Raw genomic sequence first — 19,948 nt, 5'->3', positions numbered from 1 at the left:
CCCTACATGGAAGGGATGATTTCTATCAATTTATTAATTTTAGGTCCTGAAAGAAAAAAATTTAATGACTATTTTAAAAATAGTGGAGAAAAAATTTCCTATTTTGAAGGGAAATTAGATCCAGAGTCCGAATTTCTAAATTCAATTGATGTCATTATAAGTTATGGTTATCGTTATATAATTAAAGAAGAATTAATAAATAAATTTCAAAATCGAATTTTAAACCTGCACATTTCCTATCTACCCTGGAATAGAGGCGCTGACCCAAATTTATGGAGTTTTTTAAAAGATACCCCAAAAGGTGTTACCATACATTATATAGATTCAGATATTGATACAGGTGACATAATTCTTCAGAAAAAAATTGAAATATATAATCATGATACACTTAAAACTACTTACAATCGTTTATCTAACGCAATTGAAGATCTGTTGATTGAAAATTGGAATAATATAAGAATTGGTAATATAACACCTAGACCCCAGAACAAAAATTTAGGAAGTTTTCATAAGAAGAATGATAAGCAAAAATATACATACCTTTTAACCAAGGCCTGGGATACTCCAGTTAATAATATTATTGGTGTAGCGAATAAAAGAGAGGATTGTTCCAATGAAAGACATTAGACTTGCAAACAAAATGATAGGAGAAGAGCATAAACCATTTATTATCGCAGAGATGTCTGGAAACCACAACCAATCATTAGACAAAGCATTAGAAATTGTTGAAGTTGCTGCACAAACTGGTGCAGATGCCTTAAAATTACAGACGTACACAGCGGACACATTAACTTTAAATGCAAATTCGAGTGATTTTGTCATAGATGATCTAGATAGCCTATGGAATGGTGATACTTTATATGATCTTTACAATAAAGCCTACACACCTTGGGAGTGGCATGAAACAATATTTAAAAGAGCAAGGGAATTAGGATTAGTCCCCTTCAGTACACCATTTGATGAAACCGCAGTTGATTTCTTGGAAGATTTGGATGTTCCTTTTTATAAGATTGCCTCATTTGAGAATAATGATATACCCTTAATTGAAAAAGTTGCATCAACAGGAAAGCCCATGATTATTTCTACTGGGTTGGCTACTGTTTCAGAATTAGATGAAACTGTTCGTGCTGCAAGAGCAGCTGGGTGCGATGATATTATTCTTTTAAAATGCACAAGCACATACCCTGCAACACCTGAAAATACGAATATTTCAACGATTCCACATATGAAAGAACTTTTTGACTGCCAGGTTGGTCTATCAGATCATACGATGGGAACTGGAGTAGCAGTAGCAAGTGTTGCCTTAGGTGCCACAGTAATTGAAAAACATTTCGTTCTTGATCGTTCTGAAGGTGGAGTTGATGCTGCATTTTCTATGGAACCTCGTGAAATGAAAGCACTTGTAGAAGAAACGGAGAGGGCTTGGAAAGCAATAGGTGCAGTGAAATACGGTCCAACTAAAGCAGAACAAAATTCTTTGAAATTCAGGCGTTCAATATATGCTGCACAAGATATTAAAAAAGGTGAGTTATATACACGTGAAAATATTCGAATAGTTAGACCAGGGTATGGTATGAAACCAAAATATTATAAAAATCTTTTAGGAAAGAATGCTGAAAAAGACTTTACCTTTGGGGAACCTATCAGATTTTAATAATTTTGAACAAAGCTCTGTCAAAAACAAATGTTTTCAACAGAGCTTTTTTAATTATTATTTGTAGTTGATTCAAGTACTTCCAAAACTCTATTTTTGCCAAGTCCATCCGTAATACTCTTTGCCGTTTCACCCAAATCATATAAATTATCATTTTTTAAAAAAGACATAAGCTCATTTTTAATATCTTCTTGTTTTATCCGTTCAGAAACTCCAATGTAATTATCAATGCCTAAATACTGCACATTTTCACAAAGTTCTATTTGATTATAGGCAATGGCTGTTGTAATAGCTGGAACACCAATGCAATATCTTTCCCATGTGAAACTGCCACCAGCACAAATTGCGACATCGACCTCATGTAGTAATTTAGCCATATAAGCAATATTATAGTGATAGTTATAATTATATTTATTACATTCCTTCTCTATTAGATGTCTATTTGGATTGGTTGTGCCTACCACTACATGTATAATAAGATTATCCTTTTCTATTTCTTTAATTGAATTTAGTGCTTTTAGTGTCTCATTTGTTGGGTCGCTTCCGCCATAAAATACCAAAATGGCTTTATTATCCCTTATTGGCTTTGGCAAGTCACATAAGTGAATGAATTCATCTCTGAGTAGTCCATATCTGGGTCCTAATAATAAAGTACATTTATCAGGTACTAAATTTAGATAACGTTGGTTTCGATTCCTATAATAATTCTGGTCTAATAAAATCTCACAGCTATGTTCTCGGTCCGCCAAGTCATCAACAACCATTATTTTAGGAATACATTCCCTAATTTCGTCTTCCCATACTCTATCAATGCCATAGTGGTCGATGATTATCCAATCGAATTGCAAGTTTCTATTAGTAATTAGATTCTTTGTTTCTACAATATCTGAATTTTTAGTAACCCCTAACCAATTCGAATGTTTAATACTATAAATTTCACTTTGTCTATCAATCGTTTGAAGTTCTAAAATTTCAAATCCTTTAGCAGTTATAAGTTTATTCAAATGCCCTTCACGTAATCTACTTATAAAAACACAAAAATGACCTTTTCTCTTAAAGAATTCTGCCAGAGTTAGACATCTCATCACATGTCCAGTACCTATTTCGATTGAAGCATCCACTCGAAAGCATATTTTCATATTACTCTCCTATTTTATCAGCTATTATTCTTTCCAATTCTCTACTTTCAGTATCACAACGTACTAAAAAAATAGAAAACGATTGTACAATCTCTTCTCCTTTTTTATAAATGTCTCTCACCTGATTCAAACGTTTTATCTCATTACTCATAAACTCTACATGTACACGAATATAAAAAGATAAGAAATTTGTATAAAAAACATTTTGCATTAACTGCTCGTACAATTTATCAAATTGAATTAGAGAATTTTCTAGCTGTTGTTTATTCTTTAATTTGGTATGTATTGAAATAGTATCTAATAATTTTTTATATCGGATAATTAATCCATGGAATTCACTAATACTATTCTCTAAGATTTCCTTTTGATTAAAGAGTTTACTTTGATTATAAGAATTATGATCAATCCACCACTTTTCTTTTGCTATCGATTGAGTTAAAAAATTTTGTATAACTTCTTCAATTGGTTGAAACGGTACTCCTTGAATTGCTGCCCCACCTTTTGTCGTATTAATAAATGTTCTACCTTTATACATTTTAGCAAAACCCTCTAAATTCACACGCATGTTATTAAAGCCTAGATTAGTTTTGATTGCATTACCATAAACGTCTTCAGTATTAATTGCATTTTCTAGTTGTTTCTCATCAACTGAAGATCGTAAATTTTCATATTCAATTCCTTCTGAATAAAGTTGATCATATAAATAACCTAGGTTTTGACCAGCAAAAATAATAGGATTTGCTCCCAATTTATTTAAAAGCTGAAATGTCATTACGGCAATTGACGGCGAATCATGAATAAGATCTTGTTTTGTATTCAATTGCTGTCCTAAAAAATAAATCGAAGTTCGATCCTGCGTGGTTATGAAATGTACTTTTGGGCCTTGATATCTTGTTAATGTTTCATATCCTACACTAGAACCAAAAACCATTGGGATATGATCAATCTTATTTTCAATCATTTTTTTATATACTTCATGATTTAACTCCCCAGGATCATAAGTACATACAGCATCCGGCAAAACATCATGAGTAATCAAACTGTTAATAGCAGAACCTACAGCAAAAATATATGCTAAATCATTCTCTTTTATATACCTTATGTGGCCCAAATCCTCAGCTAAGGAAGGACCCGCTGAGACTATCAGCGCAGGTTTTCCTTCAAACTGTGTGCGTTCAATGTCCTTCATCATGTTGGGAGTTTTCAGTACCTCATTAAAATTCATTAAACTATTAGTTACCCATAGCTTCTGAAATTTTGTATTCGTGTGCAAACCCGTTCGACGGTTTTGAATTACTTTCTTTATCTTCTCACGAAAATTTGTGACTTTCTCTTTAACAATATTCTCGTAGCTCGGTAAGATAATTAAATGCATATCTTTATTATTTGTACTAAATTCTTCCAAAAAGTCATCCGATTCTGTTTCATGCGTATCAAGATAAAGATGTTTCATGTTTCTTGTCATAATTGAATTGAGTAATTTATTCTGTGCCATCGAGGAAAAAATTTCAGGTAATGGTTCATATATAGAATAACTATTGTTTGGAAACAGTTCTTTGAATTTTTCGATGTGATACCCCATACCAACCCCGAAAAAAAAGACATGTGTTTCATCACCTATCCTTTCTTGATGTGAAGCTAAGATACGTTCTGCTTCACGTATCGGGTCATATTTACTATGTACCATCAATCCTTTATCCATGTCGGCTTTGTATCGAAGAGTTTTTTGTCCAGTCTTTGAATCCAATACATCCAAGAGATCCAAGTCAATATTCTCCTCATTTTCTAAAAAGTATTTGCGAACCTCCGGAAAGTGTTCTCGCAAAAATAATGTGTTATCAATTAACATTTTTCAAAAACCTCTCATCTTTAAGCGATATTACCAAGTTCTTTCGAAGTTCCTCATATGCAGGGGTTACTTCATAGGACAAAATATCTGAAATCAATACAGTATCCTGTACTTCTATACCTTCGATCAATTCAGAAAAACTCTCCTCACATTTTTTCACACTTTCTTCGATGGAATCCCAATTAGATGGTTGTTGGTGTGCATTTTTTGTAAATGATGTGAATTGTAGAATCCATTGCATTCCTTCTGCTAATTGATTAATACCATTCCAGGTTTTATCAGTAAATTTTTCATAGCTCTCATCTACTAATGTCCTTAATGCTGGAATTGCTCGTTCTAAATAGGAGTTAACTGAAGTCATCGTTTCCCAAATCATTTCTTTAGTTCTTCGAGTAACTATCTCCACATTAATAATTTCACCAATATGCTCTTTTAAATAGTCTTCATGTTTATCATAAACTTCAATATCATCCACAATCAAGTGACTAAAGACAAAATCATTACCTTCAATGGAATCATTGACCTTTTCAAATATGGTAGTTATAGAAGCCACGTTATTTTTTAGGTTGAATTGTTCACTCTTATATAATAATTTCATAGTAACCCCCATCAATCCTGTAAATTGTATATCGTTTCTTATATTATCGGCAAGATTCGACAAAGTATCAAGAGGGTATAGCAACTAATATTCGCTAAAATTAAGTTTTATAAAAAAAGAAAGACTCTCAATAAAAGAGCCTTTCCCTAAAAACTTATTAACGTAAAAGCTGTAAAACCCCTTGAGGCATTTGATTCGCTTGAGCTAACATTGATTGTGCCGCCTGTGTAAGGATGTTATTCTTAGTAAAGTTCATCATCTCTTTTGCCATGTCAACGTCTCTAATACGTGATTCAGCAGCAGTTAGGTTTTCAGAAGATGCACTTAGGTTATTAATTGTGTGTTCTAAACGGTTTTGAACAGCACCTAACGAAGAACGTTGAGTTGAAACCTGTGAAATCGCATCGTCGACTGCCTTTAGTGTCTCATCAAATCCACCGGATCCACCACCTGAAACTGTGTCAAAGTCTGTTACTGATATATCATTTATAGCTACTGTAACATTTCCAGATGCATCAGTAGATCCCAAATCTTTCGCTCCCATACTCTCAATATTAACACTTAATTGCTGACCACCGTTAGCTCCTATTTGGAATGTCAATCCAGTTGTTCCACCAGAAAAACTACCATCAAGTAAAGACTTTCCATTAAATTCTGTTCGATCAGAAATACCTTTACTATCACCTGTTCCGCCTAATTCCTCAACCAAAGAATCAATTTCTTCTTGGATTGCCTTTAGTTCTTCTCCTCCCTGAGTACCGGTGTTTCCTGCTTGAACAGTTAATTCACGAACACGTTGTAAAATTGAGTGTGATTCATTTAATGCACCCTCAGCAGTTTGAATTAAAGAAATACCATCCTGTGCATTTTTCTGTGCCATTTCCAAACCACGAATTTGTCCACGCATTTTTTCGGAAATTGCTAGTCCAGCTGCATCATCAGCCGCGCTGTTGATACGAAGACCTGAAGAAAGTTTTTCTAAAGACCCTTGTACTGCCTTGTTATTACTTGATAGTTGATTGTACGTGTTTAGTGCTGCAATATTGTGATTAATTTGCATTTTTCCTTACCTCCATGTAAGTGTATTTTTTTTGCGAGTCACATCCTTATGTCTCGCATGTCCTTCTGAAGTTATGGCCATAACATTCATTCACCATGATGATATATTACTTATATCGGCAAGGTTCGATAATGTTTTAATCTTTTTTGATAAAATTTTAAAATATATTTACTCTTCCCTTATTACACATTATTCAATCCACCAATTCATACACTAAAACAAGCCAATTGACTCCATGTCCGATTTTCTGATACTTTGAAAAAGCGCTTACAAAAACAAAGGGGGAATAATAATTGAAAGCATTAACATCTTTTTTTGATCGAATGGTTCAACGATATTTACCTGATGCATTTCTTTTTGCAATTATTTTAACGTTTATCGTTTTCATTTTAGGGATGGGTGTCACGGGCAGTACAGCCATTGAGATGACGCAATATTGGGGAGACGGTTTCTGGAACTTACTGGCTTTTGCTATGCAGATGTCGCTTATCGTAATAACTGGCTACATACTTGCAAATACGCCGCTTGTTAAACGATTGTTAGCAAAAATCAGTACGCTTGCAAATTCACCTGGCCAGGCAATAATTCTTGTTACGTTTATTGCTGCAATCACATGTCTTATAAACTATGGTTTCGGTCTGGTTGTTGGAGCGTTACTGGCAATCCATGTGGCAAAACGGGTCCCATCGGTAGATTACCGTTTGCTAATGGCAAGTGCATATAGTGGTTTCCTGCTGTGGCATGGTGGTTTTTCGGGCTCTATTCCATTATTAATTGCAACACCCGATCACTTTCTGCAGGATACACTTGGTACAGTTCCGGTAACTGAAACGCTATTTAGCGGATTTAATATTTTCATAGTCGTTACATTGCTAATTACACTTCCACTTTTAAACAGGTTCTTAATGAATTCACGTGACCCGCTAAAAAATACGGACGCTTCAACATGGAAAACGGAGGATGCTGAACCAGAGGAGAAAACACCAGCTAAGGAAAACATGACACCGGCTGAGCGACTGGAAAACAGCCAGATCATCTCAATGTTAATTGGAATTTTGGGTCTTGCTTTTATTGTTTATCACTTTACGCAAAATGGTTTCGACCTGAACATAAATATCGTCAACTTTATTTTCCTATTCCTAGGCATTATTTTCCATAAAACACCGCGTCGCTTCCTCACCAGTGTGACAGGTGCAGTTAAAAATGTTGGCGGCATCATCATTCAGTTCCCATTTTATGCCGGCATTATGGGTATGATGGTCGCATCTGGTCTTTCACAGGAAATGTCTATGTGGTTTGTGAGCATCTCAACTGAATATACATTACCATTATTCACCTTCATCAGTGCAGGTATCGTCAACTTCTTCGTCCCATCTGGTGGCGGACAGTGGGCTGTTCAGGGGCCAATTATGATACCGGCAGCATTGGAAATTGGTGCAGACACCGCAAAAACCGCCATGGCCGTTGCATGGGGTGACGCGTGGACAAATATGATCCAACCATTCTGGGCATTGCCCCTCCTTGCGATTGCAGGCTTGAAAGTCCGCGACATCATGGGATTTTGTGTGATGATTCTATTGTATAGCTTTATTCCGATATCTATCGGTCTATTATTCTTTTAAGAGCAAAAGCGCAAGCGCCTGTTCAGCGCCGTATGGACTGCGCCCGCGCATCGCGGGTGGGTCGACGTTGCCGCGCAAAGCGGCGGTCTTAGTCGATCTTCCTATTCCCTGAGATAAAGGATACACGAAGAGCGTAAGCGATTCGATGTTGACTTATCGTAGACACGGGGAGGGAAGTCCACTAGGCGCTAGGCGCTGGCCGGTGAGAACGCCACGTCCTGTGGCGTCACCGGCACTAGTACGTCCTGTACGTCGGAGCTGGACGTCGTTGATTCGGAAGTCCAGTTATCCACAGTACTTAAATTTTATTATTTCCTAGTTATTAAAATGCTGTCATCCACCTGGATGACAGCATTTTTTCATTCAAATAGTTTGTATGCGTTTCTGCCCTTATTTTTCACTTCATACAGTGCTATATCAGCATTTTTCAACATAGAAGATGGCGTTATATCCTGCTCTGACATTGCAATTCCCATACTGCTTGTGATGGAAATTGTACTATCATTCGCCTTCCATGGCTGTCGGATAGCATTTTGAATGCTTTCTGCGATGGCAACAGCATTCTCTGCTGATTCAATTCCCGGCAAAAGAATGACAAATTCATCGCCACCCAATCTTGCTACCAGATCCTCATCACGAACCGTTTCACGCAGACGGTTTCCAAACTCCTTAATAACCCTGTCCCCAACGTCATGACCCATGCTATCATTAATTTCCTTAAAGTGGTCTATATCCAACATGATTACCGCAAGTAAAGCATTATGATCCTTAAACTCCTCTAGCCTTTGCTCTATCCTTACATTAAACAGACGACGATTCGGCAGTCCCGTTAATGGATCATGATGAGCAAAATCCTCCAGCTTCAATTCATGTGCTTTTTGTAAACTTATGTCTCTGGTCAATACCAGCATATGTATAAAATTATTTTGATTATCAAAAACTGGAGTACCATGTGATTGCGACCAAACAGTTTCGTTCTGATAGTTATATTGCCTGATTTCTACTGTGAAGGATTCACCACTATTAATAGACTGGATAAAAATTCCTTCCAGCTGCTTTCGGTCATCAGGATGCACATTATGCAAGAAATACTTCCCGGTATATTCCTAGCTATCATGTCCTAATATTTTTTTATAAGATGGTGATGCATAAATTATTTTCCCTTTCTCATCCATTAAAGTTATTAAGTCATTTGCATTTTCTGCTATAACTTGAAACCTCTTTTGGCTTTCTTCTAATAGTTTTTGAGATTCTATTTGCTCCGTTATATCCCTTAAAATGCAATAAACGCCAATTACTTGTTCATGTATTTTTAACGGCGTGATCTTTATCGACAGGCAAATTCTATCGCCTGCTTTGTTATGAATTTTAAAGTATGAATTTTCAGTTGATCCGCTAATGGCTCCCATAAAAAGTTTTTTCGCTAATTGTTTATCCTTTTCAACCACGAATGAGTCCCAGGCTGAATCAATATATTCGGAAGGTGAATATCCAGAAATTGCCTCAACAGCAACATTTCCATTTGTAATATAACCATTTAAATCCAGAGAAATAATCGCATCTGAATTATGGTGGAATAAAGAATGATACCTTTCTTTATTTTCATGAAGCTTATCCCATGCTTCTTTTCTTTCAGTCTCAGCTACTTTTTCATTGGTGATATCCTTGACTACTCCAACAATATGGTCACATTGCTTCATTTCATTAAATAAAGGAGTTAATACAGTTTTCGAGTAATATTTTTTTCCTGTATGATATATGTATGAATCCTCAAAGATTACTTTTTCTTGACTGACAACTGCCCTTTTATATTGCACGTATAAAAAATCTGAATGCTCCCGCTCACATACTTCCCGAATTGTTTTGCCTAATGCAGCCTGAGTGATTTCCGTTCCTTCCATTGCTGCACGATTCACAAAATCATATCTAAATTCAAATCCAGCTTCTGCTTTCATCACAAAAACCATGTCACTTAATCCTTCCATTAATACCTTATCAAAAATATGCACATTGCCCCCTTTATTATTTAAATATTTTCAAAAATACCCTACACAACTTATATAACAGACTTAAGCCTGCAATGACAAGTACAATCCGTTAAGGAAGTTTAAAATTTTTTGTGATAAAATGGTAAATATATTTACTGAGTAAGACAAGGAGGACAAGTCATTGCATTTTTTTGTAAAACTCGGATTAAACTTAATAAAGATGAGAAACCTGACGTTGTTGCTCTCCACCGTTATTTTTATTGTTCTGTGCACCTTTGTAATGTACTTCCTGGAGCCTGATAACTTTGAGAGTTTGTTAAATACTTTCTATTATGTCATGACAACCTTCTCCACAGTTGGTTATGGTGATTACTCGCCGATTACCGCAGCTGGAAAATTGTTCGCCGTACTTATGTATATGGTAGGAATTGGCCTGTTAGGGGTCGTTATTGGAAAAGTTGTTGATGTATTTTCAATCTTTAGAAAGAAAAGGGAGGAAGGTAAAGTGGAATATACACAGGAAAATCACATCATTATTATCGGATGGGGAAAGAAAACGGAATCTGCTGTACATGAAATATTAAATTCAAATGAAACTGCTGAAGTCGTGATCATTGATACATTGCCAAAATCACCATTTGATGTAACACAGGACAGAGTTCACTATATTCAAGGGGACACAACAGAAGAAGAAACATTTAATAAAGCCAGCATTTCCAAAGCCAAGTCAGTCATTATATTTTCGGATGACAAAATCCATGATCCATCCTTACGTGATGCAAAGACGTTAACTGTTGCGATTGTCGTGGAACGATTAGCACCTGCTGTACATACAACCGTCGAAATCCTAACGGAAAAACACACCGCGAACTTCTCACATGTTAAGGTAGACGAATTTATTTTATCCCAGGAGACCATCTCAAGCTTAGCTGTCCGTTCTGCAATGTATAAGGGTGTGAGTAAAGTATATTCACAGTTAATCAGCAGACAGCATGGTGAAGACCTCTTTAAGATTACCAAGAAGGACAATTGGACAACCTATCATGACGCTTTCAAGGATTTATTAAAGCAAGGCGCAACACTCATCGCAGACCGCGAAGACCTGGATATTAACAGACGACTGGATGAAAAAATACCAGATGACGCGGAACTGTATGTAATTTGTGATAATGAAACATATGAAAAGATTGTTTAAACTAACGAGAGGATGCCTCCAATCGAGGCATCCTCTCGTATTTATTTTCGTGAAGTTTGCGCAACCACAATCCCAACTAATATAAGCACAGACCCGACAATAATCCCACTTGTCAATGTCTCTCCTAATATCAGCCAGCCGAAGAACAAACCGAACACCGGCACGAGCAATGTTGATAGGGTTGCAGTGACCATATCAATCGTACTCAGCAGCAGGAACCAAACGGAAAAGCACAGTGCTGATGCCAATACACCAGTAAACAATATGTAAAATATGCTCTCCTCTGTTAGCTGAACAGGGTCGCCCCATTCTGCAAATAAGCTTGCTATGATAATTCCGATTGTCCCAAACAGCATTTGATACGCTGTGACCTGAATTTTATTCATCCCTTGTAAATTTATCCGATAGTAGACATTGGATGAAGCCCAGGCTATCGCGGCAACAATTATAAGAACCTCACCAAAAATCACCTCAGGATCCTGCACCATGAAGATATCCCAGCCCAGAATCGTTAGCAGTCCCACCATACCAATCCCAAGTCCTATAACTTTTCCGGCAGATATTTTTTCACCCAATAGCTTTACAGCAAAAATACTGCTCCAAAGTGGCATGGAATACAATAATACCGATGATTTTCCTGCATCGACAAATTGCATCCCATACATCACAAGCAGAAACACAATCGATGTTTGTAGTATCCCAACAATAATCAGATGCTTCCACATATTTCGAGGTGTCTTACCGGCTTTCCACAGCCATACGACAAGAAGCAGTGTGACCGCCCCTGTTCCAAATCGAAATGCTGAGAATGTAAATGGCCCCATAAACCCAAGTGATGCCTTCATAAAGACCCATGCATAACCCCAGATAACTGTAATGAGCAAAATCAATGCCCAAACAATCCATTTATTTCTTAGTATAGAATACCCCATATTCGACAAACCTCTTTTTAAACCATAATAGAACCAGTATAGTAATTTCCCATAAGTCTAGCAATCAACTAGCCTTCATGAAACTTTCCGCCTATTCCATTAATCTCACGTTTAGTAACTTTCCCAAGTTTATTAATACCAACGTCGCATGGACGTTAGTCATATTAAGTTTTAAGCTTAATGTAAGCCCTTACATTAATTGTCATAAGGAGGAGAGAGATGAGGAGAAAATTGTCGTATATTACATTATCCGTAATTGTTTCGACATCATTTTTTGCGACAACTGGATTGCCCATAAGTGCTGACAAGGCACCTAATCCGACTATTGAAAAGAAGGATAAGAAGAATGTTCAAGAAAAGGCTCATCCCAAATTTGGATGGAGCACCCCGGGTCCAACATCACCTATTTTGCATCCTGGCTCAATAAAAGGTGCTGGTATGGTTGCAGAACCGTTAAATGAGATTGATTCTGTCATGAAATCAATGATTGATGATAACGTGATGCCAGGCGCTGTTACATTTGTTGCCCGACGTGGCCACATTGTTCAGCATGAAGCATATGGCGATGCAGCGATATATAAGGATGATAGCGGAAATCAGCTTGAAGACCCTGTTGCAATGAGCAAGGATACTATTTTTGACGTTGCTTCTCTTAGTAAAATATTCACGACTATTGCAGCAATGAAATTACATGAACAAGGGCATTTTAACCTGGATGATCCTGTAGCGGATTACATTCCCGAGTTTGCTCAGAATGGTAAGGAAAACGTTACAATCCGTCAGCTAATGACACACACATCAGGATTTAAGCCGTGGGTTCCCCTTTATAGCATTGGCGAAAATAAACAGGATCGCCTGCAATATGTTTTCGAATACCCATTGGACAATCAACCTGGAACGACATATACGTATAGTGATTTAAACATGATTACGTTGGCCGTTATTGTTGAACGGATATCTGGGAAGGGTTTGGATCAATTTGTAAAAGAAAACATCACGGAACCCCTCAATATGACTGACACCATGTATAATCCACCTGAAAAATTAAAGGATCAAATTGCGGCCACTGAATACCAGCCGTGGACAGATAGGGGTCTTGTCTGGGGCGAGGTACACGATGAAAACGCATGGTCACTTGGCGGAGTTGCAGGACATGCCGGAGTATTTTCAACAGCAAATGATTTAGCAAAGTTAGGCCATATGATGATCAATGAAGGACGTTATGGAGGTAAACAAATTCTTCAGCCTGAAACCGTCGAACTGCTTGTCGAAAATCAAATCCCACAATTTCCAGGAGATGAACATGGTTTAGGATTTGAACTTGCACAAGGCTGGTACATGGATGCCTTATCTGAATCATCAACTATTGGACATACTGGATATACAGGAACGTCATTTGTCGTAAATCAGAACAACGATACGATTGCTATTTTGTTAACAAACCGTGTACATCCAACACGTGAAACAGTATCTACTAACCCAGCCAGACGTCAATTTGCCCGTAAAGTTGCGGATGCAATTCCTGTTACAACACCAAGCAAAAAAGATACATGGTTTTCTGGTTATGGTGACAAAGCTGACCATACACTAACCGCTGAAGTGGATGTGGAAAATGACACGTCACTTTCATTTGATACTTGGTACAGAATCGAACAAGGTTATGACTTTGGAGTTGTGGGAATCTCAGAAGATGGCCAAAACTGGACAAGTATAGGGGAACCCTTCACTGGCAGTAGTATCAATTGGCAGTCTCAAGAGGTCGAAATTCCGGCTGGAACAAAATTCATCCGCTTTAACTATCAGACAGATAACAACACCAATGGCAGAGGATGGTATATCTCCAATCTTCAGCTGAATAATGGTCAATCAGCAGATTTTACAAGTCAAGAATGGGTAAAACGAGATTACTAATAGGAGGAAAATGATGAAAGCAAAATTCAAACTACCCTTTATTATCTTAACAATAATTATGCTGACCGTTAGTCCTTTAACTATTACAAATAACACGGTAACAGCAGCAGAAGATGAATCGGTTAACGACCTTATTCTTTTTCAAAACATACCACAAGCAACAGCGCAAATCGCTAACAATCAGGTAGACTTAAGTGCGTTACACATTTACAGTGATGGTCACTTTAAGTCTACAACAGAAAATCTGACATGGGAATCAACTAATGAAAATGTCGCTACTGTTAATGAAGATGGCAAGATTACATTTACTGAACAGCCAGGACGATCATTTATTACAGTTACAGACGGCACTTATGAAGATAGAATTGCTGTAGACTACAGGCCAGACAACACAGCAAACAAAGGAAAACCCTCATTTTCAGGAAAAGTTGTAAAGCAGGAAAGTGATCGCTACAACGTCATAGAGCATGCAATTGAAGGCATGTCATTGAAAGAAAAAATCGGTCAAATGCTTATGCCGGACTTTCGGAATTGGGATGGCGAAAATGTTACCAAAATGCTTCCTGAAATAAAGCAAACAGTTAAAGAATATGACCTTGGTGGCGTTATTTTATTCAGAGAGAACGTTGTAACAACTGAACAAACAGCTAAATTGGTAGCAGCATATCAGGAAGCATCTGAAAAATATGGTCTGTTAATGACAATTGACCAAGAGGGCGGTATTGTTACACGCCTGCAATCAGGTACAGACTTCCCTGGTAACATGGCGCTTGGTGCAACTCGCTCAACCGATCTTTCACGGGATGTTGGAAAGGCGATTGGTGAAGAACTTAACGCACTTGGCATCAATATGAACCTGGCACCAGTTATGGATGTTAATAATAACCCGGACAATCCGGTTATCGGTGTACGGTCCTTTAGTGGATCACCGGAGCTTGTTGCCGATATGGGAATCGCTTATACAAAAGGGTTACAAAGCACCGGCGTAGCAGCAACTGCAAAACACTTCCCTGGTCACGGGGATACTGCAGTAGATTCACATCTTGGACTGCCAGAAGTTCCTTATGATAAAGAACGCTTAATGGAAGTGGAACTTTTCCCATTCCAAAAAGCAATGGAAGCAAACATTGATGCGATTATGACCGCGCATGTTACTTTTCCAAAAATAGATGACACGAAAGTTATTTCCAAAAAAGACGGAACTGAGATTTCTTTACCGGCAACACTTTCACATAAAGTGTTAACTGGATTAATGCGTGAAGAAATGGGTTATGATGGCCTGATTATTACCGACGCATTAAATATGAATGCCATTACAGAACATTTTGGTTCAGTCGATGCAGTGATTCGTGCCGTTAAAGCAGGAACAGACATCGTTCTTATGCCTGTAGGACTTGAAAAAGTTGCTGATGGTCTTCTAAACGCAGTGGAAACTGGTGAGATTTCAGAGGAACGAATTGAAGCATCAGTTGAACGGATTCTAACCTTAAAAGTAAAAAGGAAAATCATTAAATCAGAATCGCCAACACCAGTAGATGAAATTGTCGAAAATGCTGAAGACGTTGTTGGAGCAAAACAACATAAGCAAGTAGAAACAGAAGTAGCAAATAAATCTATTACTTTACTTAAAAATGACAACGCACTTCCACTGGATCTGTCTAATGATGAAAAAGTAGTTGTCGTAGGTAATTCATTTGTTGACAGTTTATATAATGCCGTCAGCAAGCACCATCCAAATACAGAAGTTATCCAGGCGTCAGGACCATTAAGCGATGAACAGCTGGCCCAGGTACAAAACGCGAGCGCAGTAATTGCTGGAACGTATACGTACAACGTAAGTGGCCGATCTGAAGACAGCGCACAAATGCAAATGGTTAATCAACTAATTGAAGAATCTTCTTCCCCTGTTATTGGAGTAGGAATTCGCAATCCATATGACATCATGGCCTATCCGGAAATTGATGGTTATCTGGCACAATATGGATTCAGAGATGCAAGCTTTGAAGCAACAGCCGCATCACTATTTGGCGAGAATAATCCAACTGGTCTTTTACCAGTAACGATTCCTGGTGAAAATGGCCAAGCATTATATGAATTTGGACACGGATTATCCTATTAAATCAGAAAAAGGAGCGTATAAATTATGAAAAAGTATCTAATAACCATAGCAGCCCTTCTTTTAGTACTCGGTTCCTTAACCGCAGTCTATGCAACTAATGGAGATAACAACGGAAAAGCTAAGGGAAAAGATAAAAAATTCGAACTAGGCGTAGATGTTTTACTCGATGAACAAAAGGAATTAATCGAAGGCAAGCGAGTAGGATTAATTACCAACCCTACTGGAGTCGACAAGGATTTAAACAGCGTCGTTGATGTCTTACACAACGATCCAGATGTTAATCTAACAAAACTTTACGGACCAGAGCACGGTGTACGCGGTAGTGCACAAGCTGGCGAATACGTTGATTACTATATTGATGAAACAACCGGACTACCAGTTTACAGTTTATATGGTGAAACAAGAAAACCAACACCTGAAATGCTTGAAAATATTGATGTACTCGTATTTGATATTCAGGATGTAGGAACAAGATTTTACACGTATATCTACACAATGGCCTATGCAATGGAAGCAGCACAGGAAAATGATATTCCATTTGTTGTCCTAGATCGCCCGAACCCACAAGGTGGCACAAAAGTACAAGGACCAGTGCTTGATCCAGCATATTCTTCATTTGTAGGTAAGTATCCGATTCCACTTCGCCACGGCATGACTGTCGGTGAACTTGCAAAGTTATTCAACAATGAATACGGTATAGGTGCTGACTTGACTGTTGTTGAAATGAATGGCTGGAAACGTAATATGAATTATGACGAAACACCACTAGAATTTGTTATGCCATCACCAAATATGCCAACAACTGATACGGCAACGGTTTACCCTGGTGCAGCATTAATTGAAGGAACGAACGCATCAGAAGGTCGTGGAACAACAAAACCATTCGAATTGCTTGGTGCACCATATGTGAACAGTACTGAATTTGCAGCAGCATTAAATGAACTGCATTTACCAGGAGTTGATTTCAGGGCTGCATCGTTCACGCCTGCATTTTCCAAGCACAGTGGCACATTAAGTCACGGTGTACAGATTCACGTTACACACAAACAGTCATTTCACCCAGTTAAAACTGGTCTTCATATCGTAAAAACGTTACACGATATGTATCCGGAGGACTTTGCATTCCGTGCTGAGAATAGTGCTGGTATTTCATTCTTCGATTATCTAGTCGGAAATGGCTGGATTCGTGAAGCAATTAAAGAAGGAAAATCAGTAGAATATATGCAAGAAAAATGGAAAGATGAATTAAATGAGTTTAAAAATATCCGAGAAGGGTATTTACTATATTAAGAGTTGATAGTTACCCCCAATAACTATAAAGGGTGTCCCAATTAAATCCGGGACACCCACTTTTTTTATCCTTTTAGATGTATGTCATGGAATCTTATTTAAGAATGATATTACCAAGGGATGGTTTAGTAGAATTAATCGATATAAAAAATCTACATATGAAATGGAAAAAGCTTTCATCTTTACTATACACCGGTGAAGAATTTCCTAGTTTTCATTTTCTATTTTATAAAGCTACGGCACAGATTAAGGTTAACAAACTCGTAGTATTAAATGCAGCTTTCTGACCACGCAGTTTGAATATACTCGTATTCCGTGGGCTCACCACGAACCTCCGACGCATAGGACGTGCTAGTGCAGACGTTTCCATAGGAGTCTCGTATACTCCAACTTCTGGTTAAAATGGTTTAAAGTCTTTTTTGTCCATCACAATACACACTTGTGAATTTTCAGGATAAAAGGAGCCCAACCTAGCGCAGGAAATACACGGAGACTCCTGCGGGAAAAGCAACAGCTGAAAATCCCGCAGGAAGCGATTTTTGCTTCTGAGGAAGCTGAAGCGTTGCCCGCGGAAAGCGTAGTGTATTTCCGCAGCGGTAATGAAAATTTTTAAAAACAACCTCAAAAAAAGCGGTAACCGCAAAATAGTGGCTACCGCTTAAAATTCATCCTTTTATAGCACCTTCTGTCATACCTTTCGCAATCCGCTGCTGGAAGATTGCATAAAGAATAATAACTGGGAGAATTGCAATCACCAGACTTGCAAATAAGGTACCCCATGCATTCGTATACTGCGCTTCACTACTAATAAAATCAATCGCTAATGCTAGTGTATAGTTCCCTTCCGATTGAAGAAATATTAGCGCCATGAAGTACTCATTCCAAAATTGGATTGCATTCATAATTGTAACCGTAATTATGCCAGACATGGATAACGGCGTGATTATTTTCCATAAAACACCGTATGGAGACATTCCATCCATGGCAGCAGACTCTTCTAACGACTTTGGAATCGTACTGATAAAGCTTGTCAGTACGAAAATCGAAAATGGAAGCTGACTTATCGCATATACAATAGCAAGTCCAAAAATGTTATCCAATAAATTAAACTGATCTAACAAGAAAAATAGAGGGATCCAGCCGAGTACCATTGGAATCATCATGGCTGATATATAAAGTGTGAACAAAAAGTTACTGCCTTTAAACTTAATCCTCTCAAGTGCATATGCAGTTGGAATCGCCAGCAATAACGTGAGCGAAGCACCCACTACAGTTACGATTAAACTGTTAAAAACACTAGTATCTATATTATATTCTGACCAAGCTGTTACGAAGTTCTGAAAATTCCATGTCTCTGGAAACCCCCATGGATTGGCATAAATCTCTGCATTTGATTTAAATGAACCTATGAACATCCAAATTATTGGATAAAGTACGGCAATTGACCATAATATTAGCGGGATTCTAATTCCCGTTCTTGAAATAAATTGACCTACACTACGCTTCACCAGGTTATCCCCCTTTCAAGGCAGTTAAGAAAGTATAAATCCTTTCTCTCTGCATAAGTGCAACTAAGGCTTATCTATATTAAAGCTTGGCGTAAGCCTAGTATTCTAGTATTCTAGTATTCTACTTTCTCTCTTCGCATAAAGAACTGCAAGATTAATACAGTTATAAGTGAAAGAACTAAAATCATTACCCCAATTGTTGCTCCATATCCGAAATTATATTGTTTAAAGGCTTGCTGATAGAGGTATGACCCCATAACATGTGTCGCGTTATTTGGTCCGCCTCCGGTCATGATTTGCACTATAATAAAGGAGCCATTTAATGTTGTGATAACAATATATAAGATGGAAATTTTAATTTGTGGCCATACAAGTGGTAAGGTCACCTTCCAGAATTGCTGCCATTCATTAGCGCCATCAATTTCGGCCGCTTCATAAAAGCTTTTTGAAATATTAGCAATACCGCCCATCAGTAAGAGCATGAATAATCCTATACCAGCCCAAATTGACGGCAGCACCAGACTCGGCAATGCCCAATCTTCACTTCCAAGCCATGGCTTAGCCCAACTCTCCAATCCAATAAATTCAAGTCCTGAGTTAACAAGGCCGAGACTTGGATTGTAAATGAACGTCCATAAAATACCAATTACCACGACAGACATTATATTCGGGAAGAAAAAGATGATACGGTAAAATGGTGCTTCTTTTATCTTTAATTGCGTTAAAGCTACAGCGATAAACAGAGCCATAATCATAATACCGACAACCTTTGTGACAACAAGGAAATAATCATGCCAGATTGTAGCGGGGATTATCTCATCTTTAAATAACTGTACATAGTTATCAAACCCAATAAACTCTTTTGACTGTGACGAACCCGACCATTCAAAGAAAGAATAGTATAGTCCGCTAAACAAAGGATATAGGGTGAAAATACTGAACATTATAAAAGTAGGAATAAGGCAAAAGGCAAGAAATAGGTATTTTTGTTTTTTAGACTGTACCATCCAATCACTCTTTCTGGAAAAATAAATATATGGAATGTAAAGCGCAAGCAGCCTGCTTTACATTCCATACCGTTAC

General features: G+C 37.6%; 17 protein-coding genes. 8 read left to right on the top strand and 9 right to left on the bottom strand.

Annotated features, from left to right (window positions below):
* The first annotated feature begins 6 nt into the window (after positions 1-6).
* Positions 7-627, top strand: coding sequence for a formyl transferase (locus ACE1TG_RS07325; protein ID WP_375051716.1), 621 nt, complete (start codon positions 7-9; stop codon positions 625-627).
* Positions 614-1,654: a pseudaminic acid synthase gene (gene pseI / locus ACE1TG_RS07320; RefSeq protein WP_375051715.1), complete on the top strand. Its 1,041-nt coding sequence runs from the start codon at positions 614-616 to the stop codon at positions 1,652-1,654. Before ACE1TG_RS07325 ends, pseI begins: the two co-directional genes overlap by 14 nt.
* Before the next feature lie 50 nt (positions 1,655-1,704).
* On the opposite strand, the gene pseG is transcribed toward pseI, so the two are convergent.
* The 4 genes from pseG to hag form a co-directional block, all read right to left on the bottom strand.
* Positions 1,705-2,793, bottom strand: a complete 1,089-nt coding sequence (pseG, locus tag ACE1TG_RS07315; RefSeq protein WP_375051714.1) for a UDP-2,4-diacetamido-2,4,6-trideoxy-beta-L-altropyranose hydrolase — start codon at positions 2,791-2,793, stop codon at positions 1,705-1,707.
* A 1-nt stretch (position 2,794) separates the two neighbouring features.
* A complete protein-coding gene (locus ACE1TG_RS07310) occupies positions 2,795-4,642 on the bottom strand; it encodes a motility associated factor glycosyltransferase family protein (RefSeq protein ID WP_375051713.1) in 1,848 nt (615 codons plus the stop codon).
* On the bottom strand, positions 4,632-5,240 hold the full coding sequence (locus tag ACE1TG_RS07305; RefSeq protein WP_375051712.1) for a hypothetical protein: 609 nt from the start codon (positions 5,238-5,240) through the stop codon (positions 4,632-4,634). The genes ACE1TG_RS07310 and ACE1TG_RS07305 overlap by 11 nt, the downstream gene beginning before the upstream one ends.
* Before the next feature lie 157 nt (positions 5,241-5,397).
* Positions 5,398-6,300: a flagellin Hag gene (hag, locus tag ACE1TG_RS07300; RefSeq protein ID WP_375051711.1), complete on the bottom strand. Its 903-nt coding sequence runs from the start codon at positions 6,298-6,300 to the stop codon at positions 5,398-5,400.
* A 293-nt stretch (positions 6,301-6,593) separates the two neighbouring features.
* Between hag and ACE1TG_RS07295 the strand changes: the two genes are divergently transcribed.
* Complete coding sequence (locus ACE1TG_RS07295) at positions 6,594-7,922, top strand: short-chain fatty acid transporter (protein ID WP_375051709.1); 1,329 nt, start codon at positions 6,594-6,596, stop codon at positions 7,920-7,922.
* A 359-nt stretch (positions 7,923-8,281) separates the two neighbouring features.
* Here ACE1TG_RS07295 and ACE1TG_RS07290 read toward each other — a convergent pair whose 3' ends face one another.
* Positions 8,282-9,007, bottom strand: coding sequence for a diguanylate cyclase domain-containing protein (locus ACE1TG_RS07290; protein ID WP_375051708.1), 726 nt, complete (start codon positions 9,005-9,007; stop codon positions 8,282-8,284).
* 21 nt (positions 9,008-9,028) lie between these two features.
* Entirely contained in the window at positions 9,029-9,931 is a 903-nt protein-coding gene (locus ACE1TG_RS07285; RefSeq protein WP_375051707.1) for a PAS domain-containing protein, read from the bottom strand.
* Positions 9,932-10,091: 160 nt separating this feature from the next.
* On the opposite strand from ACE1TG_RS07285, the gene ACE1TG_RS07280 reads away from it, so the two are divergent.
* Complete coding sequence (locus ACE1TG_RS07280) at positions 10,092-11,105, top strand: potassium channel family protein (RefSeq protein WP_375051706.1); 1,014 nt, start codon at positions 10,092-10,094, stop codon at positions 11,103-11,105.
* Between the two features lie 41 nt (positions 11,106-11,146).
* Here the strand turns inward: ACE1TG_RS07280 and ACE1TG_RS07275 are convergent, their stop codons facing one another.
* Positions 11,147-12,037, bottom strand: a complete 891-nt coding sequence (locus ACE1TG_RS07275) for a DMT family transporter (protein ID WP_375051705.1) — start codon at positions 12,035-12,037, stop codon at positions 11,147-11,149.
* A gap of 219 nt (positions 12,038-12,256) precedes the next feature.
* On the opposite strand from ACE1TG_RS07275, the gene ACE1TG_RS07270 reads away from it, so the two are divergent.
* From ACE1TG_RS07270 to ACE1TG_RS07255, 4 genes are all read left to right on the top strand, one after another.
* Positions 12,257-13,948: a serine hydrolase domain-containing protein gene (locus ACE1TG_RS07270; RefSeq protein WP_375051704.1), complete on the top strand. Its 1,692-nt coding sequence runs from the start codon at positions 12,257-12,259 to the stop codon at positions 13,946-13,948.
* 10 nt (positions 13,949-13,958) lie between these two features.
* Positions 13,959-16,067, top strand: a complete 2,109-nt coding sequence (locus ACE1TG_RS07265) for a glycoside hydrolase family 3 protein (RefSeq protein WP_375051703.1) — start codon at positions 13,959-13,961, stop codon at positions 16,065-16,067.
* Between the two features lie 24 nt (positions 16,068-16,091).
* The gene (locus ACE1TG_RS07260; protein WP_375051702.1) at positions 16,092-17,357 is read left to right on the top strand and encodes an exo-beta-N-acetylmuramidase NamZ family protein; all 1,266 of its coding nucleotides are present in this window, start codon (positions 16,092-16,094) and stop codon (positions 17,355-17,357) included.
* Positions 17,358-17,461: 104 nt separating this feature from the next.
* On the top strand, positions 17,462-17,644 hold the full coding sequence (locus ACE1TG_RS07255) for a hypothetical protein (protein ID WP_375051701.1): 183 nt from the start codon (positions 17,462-17,464) through the stop codon (positions 17,642-17,644).
* Positions 17,645-18,022: 378 nt separating this feature from the next.
* Here the strand turns inward: ACE1TG_RS07255 and ACE1TG_RS07250 are convergent, their stop codons facing one another.
* Together ACE1TG_RS07250 and ACE1TG_RS07245 are read right to left on the bottom strand one after the other, a co-directional pair.
* Positions 18,023-18,865 (bottom strand): carbohydrate ABC transporter permease, encoded by an 843-nt coding sequence (locus ACE1TG_RS07250; RefSeq protein WP_375051700.1) that lies wholly within the window; start codon positions 18,863-18,865, stop codon positions 18,023-18,025.
* 113 nt (positions 18,866-18,978) lie between these two features.
* On the bottom strand, positions 18,979-19,872 hold the full coding sequence (locus tag ACE1TG_RS07245; protein WP_375051699.1) for a carbohydrate ABC transporter permease: 894 nt from the start codon (positions 19,870-19,872) through the stop codon (positions 18,979-18,981).
* Between the last annotated feature and the right edge of the window lie 76 nt (positions 19,873-19,948).

It is taken from the genome of Virgibacillus sp. JSM 102003, assembly GCF_041949995.1.
Taxonomy (GTDB): domain Bacteria; phylum Bacillota; class Bacilli; order Bacillales; family Amphibacillaceae; genus Lentibacillus.
This window is presented reverse-complemented; position numbering and strand designations above follow the sequence as displayed.